Origin of the sequence: Xylanibacter oryzae DSM 17970 (genome assembly GCF_000585355.1) — a bacterium.
Classification (GTDB): domain Bacteria; phylum Bacteroidota; class Bacteroidia; order Bacteroidales; family Bacteroidaceae; genus Prevotella; species Prevotella oryzae.
Genome location: NZ_KK073873.1, coordinates 2,864,664 through 2,881,559 on the forward strand (window position 1 = coordinate 2,864,664; position 16,896 = coordinate 2,881,559).

The window sequence follows — 16,896 nt, forward strand, 5'->3', positions numbered from 1 at the left end:
GTTAGGATTTCGCAGATGGAGAACCACCGGCCTTAGCTTTCGCAGTTTCTTTCTCACCGACGATGGCATTCTTAGGAGCTTCCTGCACTGTGGCGTTGCTCAAGAACTTTTTGGTTCTTGTACCAGATGCATCCTTCTTGGTTTCAGGGCTGAAGTTGACACGAAGACCTTTTACGTTCTTACCTACCGAGTAGGTGTCGATGGTCTGACTTCCTGTACCTTTTATTCCAATCTTGAAACTTCCAAAACCGTTGAGTTTCACTCTTGTTGAGTTCTGCAACTGGTCTGTCATCGTCTCTACCAGTTCTGTAAGAACGGCTAGAATATCGCTCTTTTTCACTGTACAGTTACGTTGCATTATTTCAGCAAGTCCCTCTGTGTCCATCACATTAGTGACTATGGCACGGGCGAAGAACTGTCCGGCTGTCCGGCTGGCCTTTCGGTTGTCTTTTGCTAATTTGTAAAGAATAGGCATATTACAATCCTTTCGTTAAATGGTTAAACAATCACGGTGATTCTGCTAAGCGCTTAACTGAGATCACTATGGCTCAGGAGTTTCCTGAACGCTACTGCAATCAGATGTTTGTTTCTTGATTGCGAGTGCAAAGGTAATACATTTAGCAGTAGGTTGCAACGATATGCCCCGCAGCAGTAATCCAAAATGCAAAGTGATGCTATATCAGAGGTAAAACATACTAGATAATCAACGTTAAAAATGTTCGGCACGATAATGTTTGTTCAAATTGTGTAACTTCATAACTGATAATTTATAGGAATAATTGAAATATGAGAGTTCTTATTTCCCTGTTTTTTTGATTCAAAATACGCTCAATTATTTATTCTAATGTTAAATATGTATTTAAATGCCCACATTCAATGATTTTCATTCTCTATATCGCATTTAATTCGCTATTTTTGTAGCATACATAAAAAATGGCATGAGATTGAATAAAATTAAAGAAGTCTTAGACGACAAAGGAATATCACAGATGTGGTTATCAAAGAAACTTTGTAAGAGTTTCAGCACCGTTAATGCCTATGCTTGCAATAGACTCCAGCCCAGTCTCGACACATTGTTTAAAATAGGAGAAATATTGTCGGTCGATATGAAAGATCTTATTACCGATAAAGATGAACGGATAAAGACAAAATAATAAATGGGTTTGAATATTACTTCCTATCAGGCTAAATATTTAGCAAATGCTTTAACTCGTAGACTACCAGCCGACGATACAGCAAACCTAACACATCGTCTTCGCAATGTATACAAACCGACTAATATGATTTCTAATATTATAAAAGATGCTCTTGAAAGCCGAAAGAAAATAATCATGACCAAAAGGTGGAGCAAACAGTCTTGTTTAACTTTAAATGGAATATACAATAATGAAAGATACATTTGTCCTCGATGCTCGAGGTCTTGGCTATGATTATTACAATCATAGGATCTTTACACTCTTATCAGATTTAGAATCTTTTTATGAATTATTATCTGATAATTCCTTAGGACATGCCGATGGATTACTTTTAACACAAAAGCTTTCTATTGTAAACAAAATATATGCATCGATGCAGGGTTCAATAGAATCAATCAAGATTCTCGTTTACATCGGAAGATTAAATGATGCATTTGCTTTAGCTCGTAAATATTACGATGCTGTAACTACTGATATTTACCAATCAATTCTTACAAAAAAAGAAGAGAATAGTTTTTTAGAAGATAATAAAAATCTAAAGGATTTATGGAATAATAGTGTTGTACGAGCATGGACATATGCCCAACAGCATCTATATGATTCACGGTCTCATAATAATAAAGGGCAGGTTAGAACTTATGAGGATATAAACAATGCATTGAAAGAACTCAATGACAATTTATTTAAAATAATTACGGATATTAAAAGTAAAGAAAGAAAAGAGATCTGTAATGATAACATGCACTATAACTCTTGGGATAACTTTGTACTTAATATCAATGAATCATTTGATAATAAAATTAAGATAAAAGCTCTTGATGATTTATTTGAGAACCTTCAAATAGCTTTATGCTATCATTTTGCCTATATTTATATTTTGCACCCTGAATATTATTCTTCTTCCGACTATATAGAGGCTTTAGAAATGGGTGTTGTCCTAGAAACTGATTCGCAATATTGGGTCGCCTCAATTGTACAGGTAATATTCGATAGATATATAAAGACATATAATCAAGAGTTGTCAGAATTTATATTAACTTATAAAAATATGAAATTTGAATAACATGGAAAATCTATTAAGAAATAAATGGATTTGGTTTATTTTTGGAGTAATAATACTTATTCCACTAATCCTAAATTGGATATTAAATTTACCTGCTTTATATTCAATTGTAGGCGACGATGAAGTATGGCTTTCTTTTTGGGGAAGTTATATAGGCTCAATCTTTTCATCTCTGATGGCTGTTTTTATTTTATATAAACAACTTAATCAAAATCATGAAGAGAACAAAACAAATCGCGAGCTACAACTTACAACTATTGAGTATCAACTACAAAAAGAATGGTTAAGCAAGATGCGAGAGGCATGTATTGCAAATGTATTTTCATATGATACAAATGAAATAGTTGAAGTTCTGAATATAATGCTATTTGATAAATACAAAGCTTTTTCTTTAACAAAAAAATACTTATCAGATTTAGCTAAAACTGATACGTGTGTTGCGTTTCTTGGAAATGAAAACACATCTTTTCGATCAGTTTTCCATTCTCAGCGCAAAAATATTTTCAAAGAATATTCTCAACTAATTGAAGATATTAAATTAGTTGTTGCATCATTGATGAACTCTGATAACAAATCCTTTGAAGACTATTGTTTATATATTAAAAAAAATGATGCCTCTGATACATTCGTAAATGCTATCAGAAAACATGTAATCAATAATAAATTATCTGATGACGTAAATCTCTCACAAGCAGCGGCATATTACATAGATAAATGCTGTCCTAACTATCTTGAGAAGATTAGAAAAATAACACAAGAATATTTAAATCAAGAAAATAAAAGATTAAACGATAAATTTAAAACTCCAACTAACGTGGATTTACAAGGACGATCCATGTAAAAATATAGAGCAAAAAATATTTATTGAGGATCCTCAATATTTTTATGGGGAAGATAAAACAGACAGAATAATAACAAGTAAATAAAGAGTTATGACAACATATAATATCTATTGTGATGAAAGCTGCCATCTTGAACATGATGGTGAGAAAGCCATGACCATTGGTGGCGTTTGGTGTCCTGAGAATAAGAAAGATGAGATATTCAAACGTATTCGAGAAATTAAAGAAGAGCATAAATTGTCTCCAAAGTTTGAAATTAAATGGAACAAGGTCTCACCAGGTCAGTTATCTTTCTATATGGATATTATCAATTACTTTTTTGACAATAGCGACCTTCATTTTCGTGTTATTGTAGTACCAGACAAAAAAGAGCTAAATCATGAACAGTTTCATCAAACGCATGATGAGTTCTATTACAAACTCTATTTCGACATGCTTAAAACTATATTCGAACCAAGTTGTGAATATAATATATTCCTTGACATAAAAGACACTCGTGGTCAAAAAAAAGTAGATAAATTACATGAGGTTTTATGTAATAGCAACTATGATTTTAAATGCGAGATGATAAAGAAAGTGCAACAAGTTCGTTCACACGAAGTAGAATTGGTGGCACTTGCCGACCTGTTAATTGGAGCAATCTCGTATCTTCATCGTGAGAAGGTTACGAGTGAAGCAAAACTCAAATTAATAGAGCGCATCAAATTACGAAGCGGCTATAATCTAACATCAAGCACTCTGTATCGAGAATCCAAGTTTAATGTCTTTATTTGGAATGGTTGTTATGGAAAATAAAATAAAACTTCCATCAAAAATCTATTTGGAAGATTATTCTGGTGATTATCATAAATTTATAGATGCTGTCTATCAAATATTTGAAAATGATTTCATTAGGCATAAAACTAAATTTGGTTCTCATGTTCTAGGTATGAAAATCAATCCAAAGTTTCAAGAAAGGGCTTATACATTCTATCATATGACCCATGAGGGAGAAGAAGAAAACGAGAGAACACCCGATTTGCGAAGGTGTGAATGTATGCCATGGGCTAAACCTGTTATTGGAAATGTGCAAAATTGGAACTTGAAATTCTGGAGACAATCTCGTATTAGGTCAGAAAATAGAATCTGTATTTGGTTGGAATGTTCTGAAGAAGTAGAAGATGATTACTTTATCATATTAGAGGTCCGAGAAACGTATGTTCTGCTTTGGACAGCTTTTATGTCTAAATATTCAAATTCAACGAGAAAGAAACTTAATGAGTATAATGAATGGAAAGATTCGACTGATGGGAAGAGTGTTAACACACCTGATGAACTCGTAAAAATGATACAGGATAACATAAAAAAGCAAAGAGCGAACAAAAGTTCGCTCCCGTAACTCCTTCAACACATGGTTGCTGAGATGACACAAAGGTATTCACTATTATTGGATAATCAAAATATTCTAGTTTTTTAGTGCGATATTTAACTTTATATAATATTAAATAACATAATCTGAGCTAGATAACAACATATATCAAACAGCGTTTATCATTATGCAAACAACTTGGTGAAAACCCTTAACCTGGTTGAAAAATAACTAGTGCTATTTCTATGAAGAAAGCTCAGGCTATTGTCGATGCTAAAAAAATTGTTTGCAAATCATTTATTTTCCATTTTAAATTTAATAAATTGATAAAATTTAAGTATTTTTGCAAAACTAAATATAATTCTAATTCAATACACCTTGCTATGTAGATACCTTTGAAGAGGAAGAATCTATCGACATCAAAGCTGTTATGAGTGAAATTAAGAGCCTTGAATCTAAACGAGCAGAGTTTGATGTGGAGATCGAGGGTTCTCTAAAAGAGTTGGGATTGGTAGATTAAGAGTATTTGACAATGAACGAAAACAAAAATAACAAAGCAGAAATCCAACCAGTTGCAAATTGTGACCAGATGGCAATAGAAAAGTCTATTGAATCTTTTATATTGACAATTAGAGGACAACAAGTCATATTGGATAGAGATTTAGCTTCATTATATAAAGTAGGAACAGGCCGCATTAATGAACAAGTAAAAAGAAATATAAAGCGATTCCCTGCTGACTTTATGTTTCAGCTTAATGATGATGAGTTCCAAAACTTGAAATCGCAATTTGCGATATCAAACTGGGGTGGCGTTCGTAAACTGCCTTATGCCTTCACCGAGCAAGGCATCGCTATGCTAAGTAGTGTACTTCACTCAGATGTAGCAATAGAAGTAAACATCCGTATCATGCGTGCTTTTGTATCCATGCGTCATTTTATAGCAGGTAATGCACAAGTATTCAAGCGACTTGAAGACATTGAATACCATCAAAAGGAATCGGATAAACGAATTGAAGAGATTTTTCAGAAATTCGATATAAAAGAATCTGTTAATCAAGGTATATTCTATGACGGTCAAGTCTTTGATGCCTATGTATTTGTATCAGACTTAATTAAGAAAGCGAAGACTTCTATCGTCTTAATTGATAACTATATAGATGAGTCGGTCTTGACAATGCTAGATAAAAGGGAAATAAATGTAGCTGCTACTATTTATACAGGCAAAATCAGCCGCCAACTTCAATTGGATATAACCCGCCACAACGCTCAATATCCGCCCATCACCGTCAATGAGTTCCGTAATTCACACGACCGTTTTTTAATCATTGATGATGAAGTCTATCATATCGGAGCATCTATCAAGGATTTAGGGAAAAAGTGGTTTGGCTTTGCACTGATGCGAGATATAACAGCAATGGAAATCATTAACCGTATAAATGGAGTACACTAAGCAGCATTGGATTACATTTAAAGAATATATTCAATTCCGGCGAACTTGAAGAAAGTTCAGTTACCGAGAATTTCTCGGTAACTGCCAGCTATGGTAATTTATGATATGAAAGGTTTTTCTTATACCAATAAAATATATAAAACAATGGTATCTTTTTTATAGTCAGGACGATGCAATTTGCCAACAAGCTGTTGGCAAATTAGGCGAAGACGTATTTTTCTCCGTTCCGTGGGGGCATCATCTATATATCATGTCGTCGTGCAAAGATATAAATAAAGCCGTTTTTACCTGCAAAAGACTGTAGAGAACGGATGGAGTGGGGCCGTATTACTCAACTTCCTAGACACCGACCTTTACGAGCGTCAGGGTAAGGCCGTGAACAACTTCATTCGTTTCCTAATCGAGCTTGGGCAGGGCTTTGCTTATGTAGGTCGTCAGGTTCCACTAGTAGAGGTAGGAGACGAAACTCTTTTTGCAGACCCCCAAATGATTTATAGCCTATATCACACACCTGCACTAGAATTGACAGTACCATTATCTTTTTGAGTTAAAAACATTATTTTGCGTCAAATAAGACCAAATGTTGTGTATTTAGTGTTAAATATACATGAAAAGTGTGGCATTTTTATTTATTATTGGAATAATTGATTAATTTTGCCACGCGAAAACATTTATAAACAAACAATTAAAAATGAACAAGACTATCGGAAAGAACTTAAATAAATTGAGGAACGTTTCTGCTTATACTCAGGATGAAATTGCTTCTGCACTTGGTATAACTCGTTCTGCTTATAGCAATTACGAAAGTGGAGAAAGAGAAATGCCTTTTGATTTATTAGAAAAGGCATCCAATTTGTTTGGATGTGAACTCTATGTTTTTTTTGAAGAGGAGGTTTCTGTTGATGATATGATTCTTGCGTCAGCTTTTCGTTTGGATAGTTTATGTGAGAAAGATCTTAAAGAGATATGTCAATTCAAGGATATTGTGAAGTCATATTTAAAAATGGATCAATTAGCAACTGTAAAATGAAAGCAGGTCAGAAAAAACTTATTGAACAATTAGTAGTTAAGTTTCGTCAGGAGGTAGGATTAGACAATACTGATGCAATCAATTTAAAAAGTCTTTTACTCAAACTAAGGGTCTTAACTATATTCAGGCCTCTATCCGATAACTTTTCAGGAATGAGTTTAAAAGATTCATCTTGTCACCGCTTTATGCTGATTAATTCGAATCAGCCACGAGGCAGACAGCATTTCACAATAGCACATGAGTTATATCATTTGTTTATTGAAGATAATCCAATGCCTCACAAATGTATTTCAAATAACGGAGATAAAAATCCAATAGAAAAGCAGGCAGATATGTTTGCTTCCATTTTATTGATGCCGGAGGATGGTATAGTCCAAATGCTGACAAAGGATGAATTGACTAAAGGCAACGTTACATTGGCATCGGTTATTAAGTTGGAACACTATTATTCCGTATCACGTACTGCCTTGCTTAACCGTCTATGTGACCTGTCTTTGATAACTAAAGCAGCTAAGGATTCACTTGCTAAGCTTCCTGTTATTCAGACAGCTCGTGAATATGGTTATGATATAGCCCTTTACGAACCAGGCAATGAAAATTTGATTATTAGTGATTTTGGTGAAAAGGCACGTAACCTTTTTGATGCAGGTAAAATATCAGAAGGACACTATATTGAACTTTTGAATAAATTGAACTATAATGCCGAAGAATAAGACCAAAATTGTGCTTGATTCAGATGTGGTTATCCATTTTATTAAAGGTGATAGCTCTACATTATTGTTCGATATATTTCCGGAATATCAGTATTTGATACTTGATGTTGTTTATGATGAGCTGGCCAAAAACACTCAAACACGTACGGTCATTGATAATATTGCGAAATTCATGCCCGATAAACTACAAAAAATTAAATTTGAACCTACAGGGGGTATGATGTGCGAATATGCTCAGCTATTACGTACATTGGGTAAAGGTGAAAGTGCTTGCATGATATATTGTTATGATAATAAAGATGTATTAGGCAGTAGTAATCTTAGAGATATAAAAGAGTATTGCGTTTCACATGATATTACTTATCTGACAACGCTTGATTTCCTTTATTACGCTTATGTACGCCAAAAAATGACAAAGGAAGAGTGTGATGAGTTTATTCAAAAGGTTGTTCGCAAAGGCAGTAAATTACCAGATGTTGACATATCCAAATATTCTTGTCCGGTCGAAATATAAATTAAAAATAGTAAGGATCTCTTCATCTTTTGATGGGAAATCCTTTCTATTATAATATAATTGTTTACCAAAGTGTGCCCTTCAAACCATTCAAAGAGGAATATTTTTATAAATAAATGTCACTTTACCACTTGCCCTGTGTTTATGGGACTTTCAGGTGCTCCGAAATACCACAAAACACCACTCTGCTACCACTCTAAAATCAATATTTAGTTTGATTTTACGTAATACACTGATCCATAATTCATTTTTTGTAAAGAATAAATTCAATCTATGATTTTTTATTTTTAACCAGTCGTTTTTGTACACAAAAAGAATCCCCAATAAATATTAAGGATTCTTTCATTAGTACCGAGCCTTAAAGCGGTTTTACAGGAATGCAAATGTCAACAATGAACTTATGTTCCGGATGATCGTTATAATCATTGTGATACAACTCGTATGTGCATCCGTCTCCAGGCTGATAACCACTTTCGGTTAACCAAGAACACATAGTGTTCCATGCCTGTTCAAATTCTGTTTCCTTAATCTCAAAATGTCCGACAGCATACTTTCCCGCAGGGATCGTTGATTTCCCGATTTCTCCCTCAACCTTTACGTTGCTGCTGACAATGATACTAGCATCTTGACGTACCTTGTCGATACTGGTGATTGAAGGATCATCTCGATAGACCGTCACTGTTTTGGTTTCGGAAGTTACTAACTCACGGGGAATCGCCCATTTAAATAATTTTTCATAAGCCTGCCCGATCTTATTGAACGCACCCATGTGGCGACAATAGATGAGATTGAGCTCAGGCATCCGTTTAATTTCAATTTTTGTGTCCATAATTATTAATTGATTAAATTCGACGGTGCAAAATTGCTCATTTATTTTCTGAATGTTTTTCCCAATCTTGCTAATTGGTTTGCAATTCTTGCTATATCTAATTCCATCCTTAATATATATGGCTTTATTCTGCTGACGGAACTCCTTGGCACTCATACCAAAGAATGATTTGAATGCACGGCTGAATGAAGAAAGGTTCCCGAACCCACACTGATAACAGATCTCACTGATGGATTCTTTTTGGTGGTCCTGTAAGAGCTGTGCTGCTTTCTCGAGCCTGACACGTGATAGAAAATTATTGGGAGTCTCACCCAATATAAAAGTAAAAATACGATGAAAATGATAGGGAGAAAATGCCGCAATATCAGACATTAAAGATAAATCAATCGTCTGATCCATATTTTGACTAATATAATCCATAACCCGATTGATACGGGCTGTATATTCTTTTTTACTCAGTTCTTTAAAATCCATAACACAATATTTTTGCAAAGTTAAATCATGTTTCTCAGCTTTATTTTGCAGATCTTGCTGAATTTCATCTTATTTTTAACGTGTAGCCACAGAATCTGTTTATCTATTATGGCTCATCATATAAATTGAGTTATCATGCAAAGATACAAAGAGTTTATTGAATTTCTGCATCTTTAAGGTAATCGTTTGCTTAAGTGAAAAAGGGTTACTTTGCAGATGAAACTTTATTTCCATTTTCGTCTACTTTTGTCTTTATTTTCAAGAGCATAGCTCTCACTTTCAGGAAGATAGCTTTTACATGGTCAAAGCATAGCTCCAATAGTTCAAAAGCTATGCTTTTGAGATGGCGGAGCATAGCTCCGGAGTGGTATTTGAGTGACGTTTTGTGGCATTTATATTGATTGTCGTAAAACTTTATCATATTGATGATCAGTTGTTTACAACGTGCAGTGGTAAAGTGGTAGTTATTATTATTATTTTATTCTGCAAATGGCAGGGACCTATCTGTTTATTTTCTTTTGTGAGTATAAAAGAAAATGGAACCAAAAGAAAAAACGCAAACACGCTGTGACGCGATATCGCAGGCTGACGCAGATGGTGATTGCACTATGTTATCGCTATCCTTACGCTAAAAAAGAAAAAGGTCGGGACTCTATCACAGAGTCTCGGCCTTCTATAATTAACTCACAACATTTATTCATCCGGTTCTGCATGTACAGTTACATCACACTGTGGTATCACCTTCTTTATCTGAGCGTCTATATCATCGCACAGAGAGTGGATATCCTTAAGGTTTAAGTCGGGCTGCAGATGTACATTCACGTCTATGAAGGTATATGCACCAGACGTCCTTATCTTAAGATCATGATAGTAACGTATATTTTTGTTCAATTTCAACCTGTCTTCTACTATCTCGGTAACTCCTGTAGGAACCTTATCAAGCAGCACGTCTATGGCTTTCTTGCACATGCCATAAGATATGTAAAATATAATAATGGCTACACAGATGGCGGCTATGGCATCGGCTTTGTGGTAACCGAAATTGGCGAAGATCAATCCCAGCAGTACACAGGCAGAACTGAGTATGTCGGTAGAGAAATGAATGGCATCGGCCTCGAGAGCCTGGCTGTTCTGTTGCTTTGCTACCTTAAACAGCTGTCTGGAACGGCTGAAGTCTATTATCATTGATGTTATTACTACTATATAACTCCATACAGTGACTTCTACATGGAAATTGTTTGTCACAATCCTTGACACAGCCTCGTAAATGATCCAGCCACTTGTCACAAAAAGTAATATCGACTCGAGAAATGCCGACAGGTTCTCTATCTTGCCATGACCATAATTATGATCACTATCGGCAGGCTTGTCCGAAAGACTTACGGATACGTAAGTGATAATAGCTGCTACCAAGTCTAATAGTGAATGTAGAGCTTCTGAGAGTATTCCTAAGCTGGCTGTTAATATGCCCACTATGAATTTGAAAAGTGTAAGGGTAAAACCAGCGAAAATAGAAGACAATGCAACTTTCTGTTTGCTATTCATTTTTTTATATCCGATTTACGAAATGAAACTGCAAAGATATTGCTTTTCCTGTAATAAAAGAACAATTAACTATTCAAACAATAAGATTTAGCCTTTATTAATATTTTAGATTGTATATAATCTGCAACTATATGAGAATAAAGCGTTTTAGGTGGTTATAAACTTTGGTAAAGTCAACTATTATTAGTAGTTTTGCATTCCGAAAGAAAGTAAACATTTTATAAATCATGAAATCATCAAGATGTAAGAGAGAGTTATTACGCAGATATGCCACATTCGTAGTTGTTTTATTTATCATAGCATTGGGCACGTCGCTGTCTATACGCGCTAACCTGGGGTCTTCGCCAATATCGTGCCCACCATATGTACTGAGTCTGATACCGAATACAGGATGGACAATGGGCGAATATGTAATCTGCATGCATGTCTTCTTAATCTTGTCGCAAATACTACTTTTAAGAAAGAATTATCCTAAGATACAACTGTTACAGATAGCTGTAAGTTTCTTGTTTGGATTCTATACCGACCTTACGATGTGGCTAACAAGTTTTTTGCAGTTTGATAGTTCGGTATTGGGATATATAATGAGATTCGTTCAGTTGTGTGCCGGTGGAGCTATGCTTGCCTATGGTATAGCCATGGAAGTGAAATGTGATGTACTAATGCTTGCCGGCGAAGGATTCCCATTGGCTATATCAAAAGTGGTGCATGCCGATTTTGGTAAGGTAAAGATGTTCAGCGATACAGGTCTTGTGATTGTAGGTGTGATATTCTGTTTCGTATTCTTCGGGCGTTGGCAATGGGATATGGTAGGTGTAGGTACACTTTTCTCAATGTTCTACGTAGGGTTTATGGTAAGAAAATTCAATCCGCATGTGGCATGGATGGATAAGCTGTTGTGTATTACTCCTGTAGCTGTAGGCGAGGAGAGTGTGCGTGGCGAATCATCACCTCTTGTCATCACCATATCAAGAGAGTATGGCAGCGGTGGTCATGAGGTTGGTGAGAAACTGGCAAAGAAACTTGGTATCAAACTCTACGACAAGTATCTGATAGACAAAACTGCCGAAGACCTTGGTTATACCCATGAGTTTGTGGAGCAGAACGAGCAGAATATCTCTACAGGTAAACTTTGGGAGTTGATATTCACAGACAAGAGCATACCGATGTCTATGAATCCATCAGAGAATGATGCCATCTTCGTATCGCAGAGCCGTACGATAAACAAGCTTGCAATGCAGGAATCGTGTGTGATAATCGGACGTTGCGCCAACTGGATATTAAGAAATGACAAAAACAGTTTTCATGTCTTTGTAAGTTCGGATAACGAGGATGCCGTAAAGCGTGTTACCGGTTATCTGAATGTAAGTGAAGACAAGGCGAAAGAGCAGGTGATAAAGGTCAATAAGGCACGTGCCAACCATTACTGGCAGTATACAGGTGGTACATGGACTGATGCACGCAACTATGACTTGGTGGTAAACTCGTCTAAAATAAGCATTGACGGCATAGTAGATATTATTTGCAACAGCATAACAAACGGCAAGTAAATTATTACTTAAAGCCTCTTCATCCTAATGCTGATATCAGGTTGAAGAGGCTTTATATATATTTTTGTCTATAAGAAAAAAGCCTTAATTACGAAGCCCCATTCTTCTTAGCATTCCTGGCATATTCAAATAATGCTAATGGCAAATGACAATATCCTTTCGGATTCTTATCCAGATAATCTTGATGATATTCTTCGGCTGCATAGAAATTCTGAAGAGCTTTGATTTCAACCGCAATAGGTTGGGATAACTCTTTTTGCTGTTGGTTAAAGACCTTCTCTATAACAGGAAGCTGGTCGGCAGATGTATAGTAGACACCCGTACGGTATTGTGTACCACAGTCACCACCTTGCTTGTTCACACTTATTGGATCAATAGCTTTGAAGTACATATTAAGTAAGAATTCCAGATCTATCTTCTCTTCATCATACTTGATATGTACGGTTTCTGCAAAACCGGTTGTATCGGTGCACACTTCTTTATATGTCGGATCTTGTGTATGCCCATTTGCAAATCCGACTTCGGTCTCTAATACTCCGTCTAGTTGTTTGAAGAAATGTTCTGTTCCCCAGAAACATCCTCCTGCTAAATATATTTCTTTCATAATGTGCAAAGATAATAATTAATTTTTAAATAGATAATATTTTACCTATTTTCTAATAAATGAGGATTGCGCTATAATCAAGATTGTCGTGAAAAAGAATAATTACTTTTTGTCAAGCAGTTGCTCTAATACTTCGGAGAGTTGGTCGCCACGTAAATTCTTCGCAACAATGATGCCATTCTTATCTATAAGAAAATTGCTGGGAATAGAGCGAACTCCATACAATTTGGCAGCTTCACTATTCCAATATTTAAGTTCTGAAACATGGTTGTAGTTAAGTTTATCATCATGTATGGCTTTTACCCAGGCGTCTCTACTCTTATCTAGAGAAACGGCAAGTATGTCAAACCCCTTATCTTTGAAGGCCCGGAATGTCTTTACAACATTAGGATTTTCCTTACGACATGGTCCGCACCAGCTTGCCCAGAAATCCAATAATAAATATCCCTTGCCTATATAATCTTTTAATTGTACATTTTTACCATCTATATCTGTGATATGGAAGTTTGGAGCGTGATTCCCGATTTTAACAACCTGGTATGTATTAAGCAGATCTTTTAGTATGCCTGCATAAGGCGTTTCCTGCAAAGACTTATCAAGTAAAGAAAGATTACTCTTGATATCTTCTGTACTCATACGATAAGAATAATCGCGGTATAAGGCGTAAACTGCAACTAATGATTTAGGATGTGACTTTATAAAATCAGAAATATTGATAGATCTTGCATTCTTCCTATAATCAAGATATAAATCCTGTAGTTCTGACCCTTTTGTAACTGAGTTTGAATAATTCCTTGCGGAATCCAAATCTACCGTTATATTGCCTTTATCCAAAAAGACTAAATAAGAGTTACCACTCTGATCAAGTGAAAGTCCATAGACTTCAGGCAATTCAACTTTAGAATTAAATTTGAATTTGCCATTTTCTATATTAGCCGAATCAACATTCTCAAAGTATCTGTCTATGAATTTTTGCAGATACACCTTTCCACTAGTTGCCCCCTTTACATTACCTGAAAGAGATAAACTTTGAGCAAAAGTAAGCTCTGATATTGATAACAATGTGATAAGAAATAGTATTTTTTTCATAATTTGTCTATATTAATATTGAAAACTTCATTGTATTGTTTCTTAATATAATTGTCTACCCACTCATAGTATTCCTTGAGTTTGCGATCAGACAATTCGCCATCCCGCATATTTCCAATTACGTCGTAAGACATGTCGATGACTTTATCCTCGATAGGGGTAATTAGCTGTAAAATTCCGGTTCCCTTCTTGTTGATCAACTGTGATAAATCAATATAATCGGTAATACTGCCACGCTCAAGAGGGAATAGTCGCTTCTTTAGTTCCAATCCTGCATGGCAAAGCGCTGAATAATTTTTGCCATTACGTGTTACCAACTTTGGTAATACACCTGATTTTGATATCACAAGAGGAACAGCAACAGTTGTAAGAGGACTGCCTACGATGGTCCAACTTATTGTTGACAAAGGATTTTCACCCTTTTTTACTCCCTGTATTAAGACTGTAGATGCCGTCTGATATCTTGGAATGAAATCCCTAAAAGGGAAAAACTTAGGTAGTTTGTTGTCTTCAGGTTCAAAATCATACAGATTTATATCTGTAAGCCCATGTATCAGATATCGTGGGATGGTAGTAAGCAGATACCTATAATCAATCTTACCACAACATCCTTCTTTATCCATGAACTTGCTTATTGCCAGATATCTTTCTACTCCCTTATCAGCAGAGCGGTCACCCGACATTGCATGATTGGTTCTTACAAGATAACCATAAGGTGCTACATTTGGATCATTAACATCGTATTTCTTGTACCCTTTGTTACTAGTCTCATAATATGCACAACCACCTTCTGCATCCATTACTCCAAAATTGGAATTGGCATGCATGGGGCGTGGTATTGTATCTAAGAAATGTTCAAAGTCAGCTAAAGTAGCACATATTTCGAGTGCTCTTCTCATGATGCGTCCGTCATTTTCGTTACTCTGATCCTCTTTGCAATCGCAGTTCAGATTATATGCTGCTGTATTTAATATAGCAAAGCCTTTCTCATTATGTCCTGACCAAACACATTCTTGAGTGGTGTCATTTGCTGCAACAATAGCTAAATAGCGGTACTTCTCTCCTTGTACCAATACGCTGACATTATCCAAATTGTAGGTGTCTCTATTTTTGAATATCAATGGACGCCCGTCTTTGGTTATTTTACCTGATACTATAACAGACGTGCATGCCGTCGCTATATCAACACTTAGTAATGCTAGTACTAGTGTCAGGAATATTTTTCTATTTATTTTCTTCATATTATTTACTGTTTACTGCGGTTGGGGCATATATTCCGGGATCTTTTGGAGCATTAATATTAGAAAGCATCTCTGTTTCAGGATAATAGAAACGTTCCGGTTGTTTGGTGGCAGTATTGTTGTTTAGTGGAATGGGTACGGCAATATCACTTTCTCCAGCTCCTCTTAATCTACGTGCATCGTCGAATGCCGTTAAGGTAAGGAAACTGCTAAGATATCTCTCTAGTATTATTTCTCTTAACAATGCTCTTGTAGGTAAAATGCCATCACTATTTAAAATTCCATCTTTCTGGAAATCTTCATTCGTATAACTATCATACTTATGGCCATAAGATGAATAGTATTTGTTCAGATTACCACCTTTATTATAAAAGTCTCTGAGTGTATTCAAATACTTTAGTCCGATATCGAAGCCTTGTGTGCGTGTACCTGATTCTGCCAGTATTAAAAGATTTTCAGCATAAGTTACCAAAGGTTCCGGTTCTAGTTTTGAAGCGAATCCTTTGTTCTGAGTGGCATTGTTAGGGTCAATATAATAATAGGCTTTACGAGCTGTCTCGTCAGTCTTATTATTGTTATGCTTGTCTAGCTCATTAAATAGAAAGCATTGCTTCCCATTGAGATCATTTGTTCCCAGATACTGATTTTGAGTGTAAGTCCAATAGTTGTTTTTATTAGATGTCTGATTATCATCTATTGGACGGAAAAACAAAGAGTTGTCGTTAGTGCTTATACCGTTGAGTGCACTTTCATAGGCGTTGGAATATTCTTTTGTAATTGTAAAGTAACGAGCTTTAAGTGTGTATGCGGTTTCTTTCCATTTATTGATATTCCCATTAAAGAAATAATCCTGTTTGAACTGTACAGATGTTTCACTATCTAAATAAGAGATAGCTTCGTCGAGCAACTTCTGAACATATGCAAAGACTTCAATCTGACTCTCAAATTTTGGATAATCAACATCTGTTGAGACTTCTGTGCAGGGTATATCTCCATATAGAGATGCGTAAGTACCAAACAGATATGCTTCCATTATGCGTGTGATACCTTGGTAGAATTTATTATCTGGAGCACTCTTCTGTATATATTTAGCCTGTGTAATAACCGACTGATATCCATTAAAATCAAATGTACTTTCTGTAACTTGATAATTATAATATGCCAATGGGAACTGATTCGTGCCAATAATCTGTCCTGTCCATAAAGCTGGAATGTATGAATCTATACCTCGTTCAATTCCAACAAGGGCCAATTCAGGAGTATTGACATATAACCCGGTTTCAACATCAGAAACGCTTACACTGTTTGGGTTTTTGTTCACTCCGTCGACTAAACTCTCACAAGATATAAAGCTCATAGATATTACCAATAAAATGGAAGCTTTATGTATTATATTCATATTGTTCAT

General features: G+C 35.5%; 19 protein-coding genes. 11 read left to right on the plus strand and 8 right to left on the minus strand.

Annotated elements, in window-relative coordinates:
- Position 1: 1 nt before the first annotated feature.
- A complete protein-coding gene (locus XYLOR_RS11650) occupies positions 2-475 on the minus strand; it encodes an HU family DNA-binding protein (RefSeq protein WP_036879760.1) in 474 nt (157 codons plus the stop codon).
- A 463-nt stretch (positions 476-938) separates the two neighbouring features.
- Here XYLOR_RS11650 and XYLOR_RS11655 point away from each other — a divergent pair, with 463 nt between their 5' ends.
- The 10 genes from XYLOR_RS11655 to XYLOR_RS11695 all read left to right on the plus strand — a co-directional run bounded on the left by XYLOR_RS11655 (position 939) and on the right by XYLOR_RS11695 (position 8,156).
- Positions 939-1,154 (plus strand): helix-turn-helix domain-containing protein, encoded by a 216-nt coding sequence (locus XYLOR_RS11655; RefSeq protein WP_036879762.1) that lies wholly within the window; start codon positions 939-941, stop codon positions 1,152-1,154.
- A 232-nt stretch (positions 1,155-1,386) separates the two neighbouring features.
- Positions 1,387-2,259, plus strand: a complete 873-nt coding sequence (locus XYLOR_RS11660; RefSeq protein WP_154655729.1) for a hypothetical protein — start codon at positions 1,387-1,389, stop codon at positions 2,257-2,259.
- Position 2,260: 1 nt separating this feature from the next.
- Positions 2,261-3,100: a hypothetical protein gene (locus XYLOR_RS11665; protein ID WP_036879768.1), complete on the plus strand. Its 840-nt coding sequence runs from the start codon at positions 2,261-2,263 to the stop codon at positions 3,098-3,100.
- 91 nt (positions 3,101-3,191) lie between these two features.
- A complete protein-coding gene (locus tag XYLOR_RS11670) occupies positions 3,192-3,896 on the plus strand; it encodes a DUF3800 domain-containing protein (protein WP_036879771.1) in 705 nt (234 codons plus the stop codon).
- The gene (locus XYLOR_RS11675) at positions 3,886-4,479 is read left to right on the plus strand and encodes a hypothetical protein (RefSeq protein WP_154655730.1); all 594 of its coding nucleotides are present in this window, start codon (positions 3,886-3,888) and stop codon (positions 4,477-4,479) included. Before XYLOR_RS11670 ends, XYLOR_RS11675 begins: the two co-directional genes overlap by 11 nt.
- A gap of 502 nt (positions 4,480-4,981) precedes the next feature.
- Positions 4,982-5,899 (plus strand): ORF6N domain-containing protein, encoded by a 918-nt coding sequence (locus tag XYLOR_RS11680; RefSeq protein WP_084608606.1) that lies wholly within the window; start codon positions 4,982-4,984, stop codon positions 5,897-5,899.
- A 375-nt stretch (positions 5,900-6,274) separates the two neighbouring features.
- The gene (locus tag XYLOR_RS14070) at positions 6,275-6,445 is read left to right on the plus strand and encodes a DUF1016 domain-containing protein (protein ID WP_245602009.1); all 171 of its coding nucleotides are present in this window, start codon (positions 6,275-6,277) and stop codon (positions 6,443-6,445) included.
- A gap of 145 nt (positions 6,446-6,590) precedes the next feature.
- Positions 6,591-6,929, plus strand: a complete 339-nt coding sequence (locus XYLOR_RS11685; protein ID WP_036879774.1) for a helix-turn-helix transcriptional regulator — start codon at positions 6,591-6,593, stop codon at positions 6,927-6,929.
- On the plus strand, positions 6,926-7,642 hold the full coding sequence (locus XYLOR_RS11690; RefSeq protein ID WP_036879778.1) for an ImmA/IrrE family metallo-endopeptidase: 717 nt from the start codon (positions 6,926-6,928) through the stop codon (positions 7,640-7,642). The genes XYLOR_RS11685 and XYLOR_RS11690 overlap by 4 nt, the downstream gene beginning before the upstream one ends.
- Positions 7,629-8,156, plus strand: coding sequence for a hypothetical protein (locus XYLOR_RS11695; RefSeq protein WP_036879781.1), 528 nt, complete (start codon positions 7,629-7,631; stop codon positions 8,154-8,156). Before XYLOR_RS11690 ends, XYLOR_RS11695 begins: the two co-directional genes overlap by 14 nt.
- 358 nt (positions 8,157-8,514) lie before the next feature.
- On the opposite strand, the gene XYLOR_RS11700 is transcribed toward XYLOR_RS11695, so the two are convergent.
- The 3 genes from XYLOR_RS11700 to XYLOR_RS11710 form a co-directional block, all read right to left on the minus strand.
- The gene (locus tag XYLOR_RS11700) at positions 8,515-9,459 is read right to left on the minus strand and encodes an AraC family transcriptional regulator (RefSeq protein ID WP_036879783.1); all 945 of its coding nucleotides are present in this window, start codon (positions 9,457-9,459) and stop codon (positions 8,515-8,517) included.
- 205 nt (positions 9,460-9,664) lie between these two features.
- Positions 9,665-9,880 carry a hypothetical protein gene (locus XYLOR_RS11705; protein WP_036879785.1) on the minus strand — a complete coding sequence of 72 codons (216 nt, stop codon included), beginning with the start codon at positions 9,878-9,880 and terminating at the stop codon, positions 9,665-9,667.
- A 272-nt stretch (positions 9,881-10,152) separates the two neighbouring features.
- Complete coding sequence (locus XYLOR_RS11710) at positions 10,153-11,004, minus strand: cation diffusion facilitator family transporter (RefSeq protein WP_036879787.1); 852 nt, start codon at positions 11,002-11,004, stop codon at positions 10,153-10,155.
- Positions 11,005-11,231: 227 nt separating this feature from the next.
- On the opposite strand from XYLOR_RS11710, the gene XYLOR_RS11715 reads away from it, so the two are divergent.
- Positions 11,232-12,554: a cytidylate kinase family protein gene (locus XYLOR_RS11715; RefSeq protein WP_036879790.1), complete on the plus strand. Its 1,323-nt coding sequence runs from the start codon at positions 11,232-11,234 to the stop codon at positions 12,552-12,554.
- Positions 12,555-12,642: 88 nt separating this feature from the next.
- On the opposite strand, the gene msrA is transcribed toward XYLOR_RS11715, so the two are convergent.
- From msrA to XYLOR_RS11735, 4 genes are all read right to left on the minus strand, one after another.
- A complete protein-coding gene (msrA, locus tag XYLOR_RS11720) occupies positions 12,643-13,158 on the minus strand; it encodes a peptide-methionine (S)-S-oxide reductase MsrA (protein ID WP_036879793.1) in 516 nt (171 codons plus the stop codon).
- A 102-nt stretch (positions 13,159-13,260) separates the two neighbouring features.
- Positions 13,261-14,247: a TlpA disulfide reductase family protein gene (locus XYLOR_RS11725; protein WP_036879796.1), complete on the minus strand. Its 987-nt coding sequence runs from the start codon at positions 14,245-14,247 to the stop codon at positions 13,261-13,263.
- Positions 14,244-15,488, minus strand: coding sequence for an acyl-CoA--6-aminopenicillanic acid acyl-transferase (locus tag XYLOR_RS11730; protein WP_036879799.1), 1,245 nt, complete (start codon positions 15,486-15,488; stop codon positions 14,244-14,246). The genes XYLOR_RS11725 and XYLOR_RS11730 overlap by 4 nt, the downstream gene beginning before the upstream one ends.
- Before the next feature lies 1 nt (position 15,489).
- Positions 15,490-16,896 (minus strand): SusD/RagB family nutrient-binding outer membrane lipoprotein, encoded by a 1,407-nt coding sequence (locus XYLOR_RS11735; protein ID WP_036879802.1) that lies wholly within the window; start codon positions 16,894-16,896, stop codon positions 15,490-15,492.

Coding starts and splice junctions, on each gene's coding strand:
- XYLOR_RS11650 (WP_036879760.1), bottom strand. CDS start 475: ATGCCTATTCTTTACAAATTAGCAAAAGACAACCGAAAGGCCAGCCGG.
- XYLOR_RS11655 (WP_036879762.1), top strand. CDS start 939: ATGAGATTGAATAAAATTAAAGAAGTCTTAGACGACAAAGGAATATCA.
- XYLOR_RS11660 (WP_154655729.1), top strand. CDS start 1,387: ATGAAAGATACATTTGTCCTCGATGCTCGAGGTCTTGGCTATGATTAT.
- XYLOR_RS11665 (WP_036879768.1), top strand. CDS start 2,261: ATGGAAAATCTATTAAGAAATAAATGGATTTGGTTTATTTTTGGAGTA.
- XYLOR_RS11670 (WP_036879771.1), top strand. CDS start 3,192: ATGACAACATATAATATCTATTGTGATGAAAGCTGCCATCTTGAACAT.
- XYLOR_RS11675 (WP_154655730.1), top strand. CDS start 3,886: ATGGAAAATAAAATAAAACTTCCATCAAAAATCTATTTGGAAGATTAT.
- XYLOR_RS11680 (WP_084608606.1), top strand. CDS start 4,982: ATGAACGAAAACAAAAATAACAAAGCAGAAATCCAACCAGTTGCAAAT.
- XYLOR_RS11685 (WP_036879774.1), top strand. CDS start 6,591: ATGAACAAGACTATCGGAAAGAACTTAAATAAATTGAGGAACGTTTCT.
- XYLOR_RS11690 (WP_036879778.1), top strand. CDS start 6,926: ATGAAAGCAGGTCAGAAAAAACTTATTGAACAATTAGTAGTTAAGTTT.
- XYLOR_RS11695 (WP_036879781.1), top strand. CDS start 7,629: ATGCCGAAGAATAAGACCAAAATTGTGCTTGATTCAGATGTGGTTATC.
- XYLOR_RS11700 (WP_036879783.1), bottom strand. CDS start 9,459: ATGGATTTTAAAGAACTGAGTAAAAAAGAATATACAGCCCGTATCAAT.
- XYLOR_RS11705 (WP_036879785.1), bottom strand. CDS start 9,880: ATGATAAAGTTTTACGACAATCAATATAAATGCCACAAAACGTCACTC.
- XYLOR_RS11710 (WP_036879787.1), bottom strand. CDS start 11,004: ATGAATAGCAAACAGAAAGTTGCATTGTCTTCTATTTTCGCTGGTTTT.
- XYLOR_RS11715 (WP_036879790.1), top strand. CDS start 11,232: ATGAAATCATCAAGATGTAAGAGAGAGTTATTACGCAGATATGCCACA.
- msrA (WP_036879793.1), bottom strand. CDS start 13,158: ATGAAAGAAATATATTTAGCAGGAGGATGTTTCTGGGGAACAGAACAT.
- XYLOR_RS11725 (WP_036879796.1), bottom strand. CDS start 14,247: ATGAAAAAAATACTATTTCTTATCACATTGTTATCAATATCAGAGCTT.
- XYLOR_RS11730 (WP_036879799.1), bottom strand. CDS start 15,488: ATGAAGAAAATAAATAGAAAAATATTCCTGACACTAGTACTAGCATTA.
- XYLOR_RS11735 (WP_036879802.1), bottom strand. CDS start 16,896: ATGAACAATATGAATATAATACATAAAGCTTCCATTTTATTGGTAATA.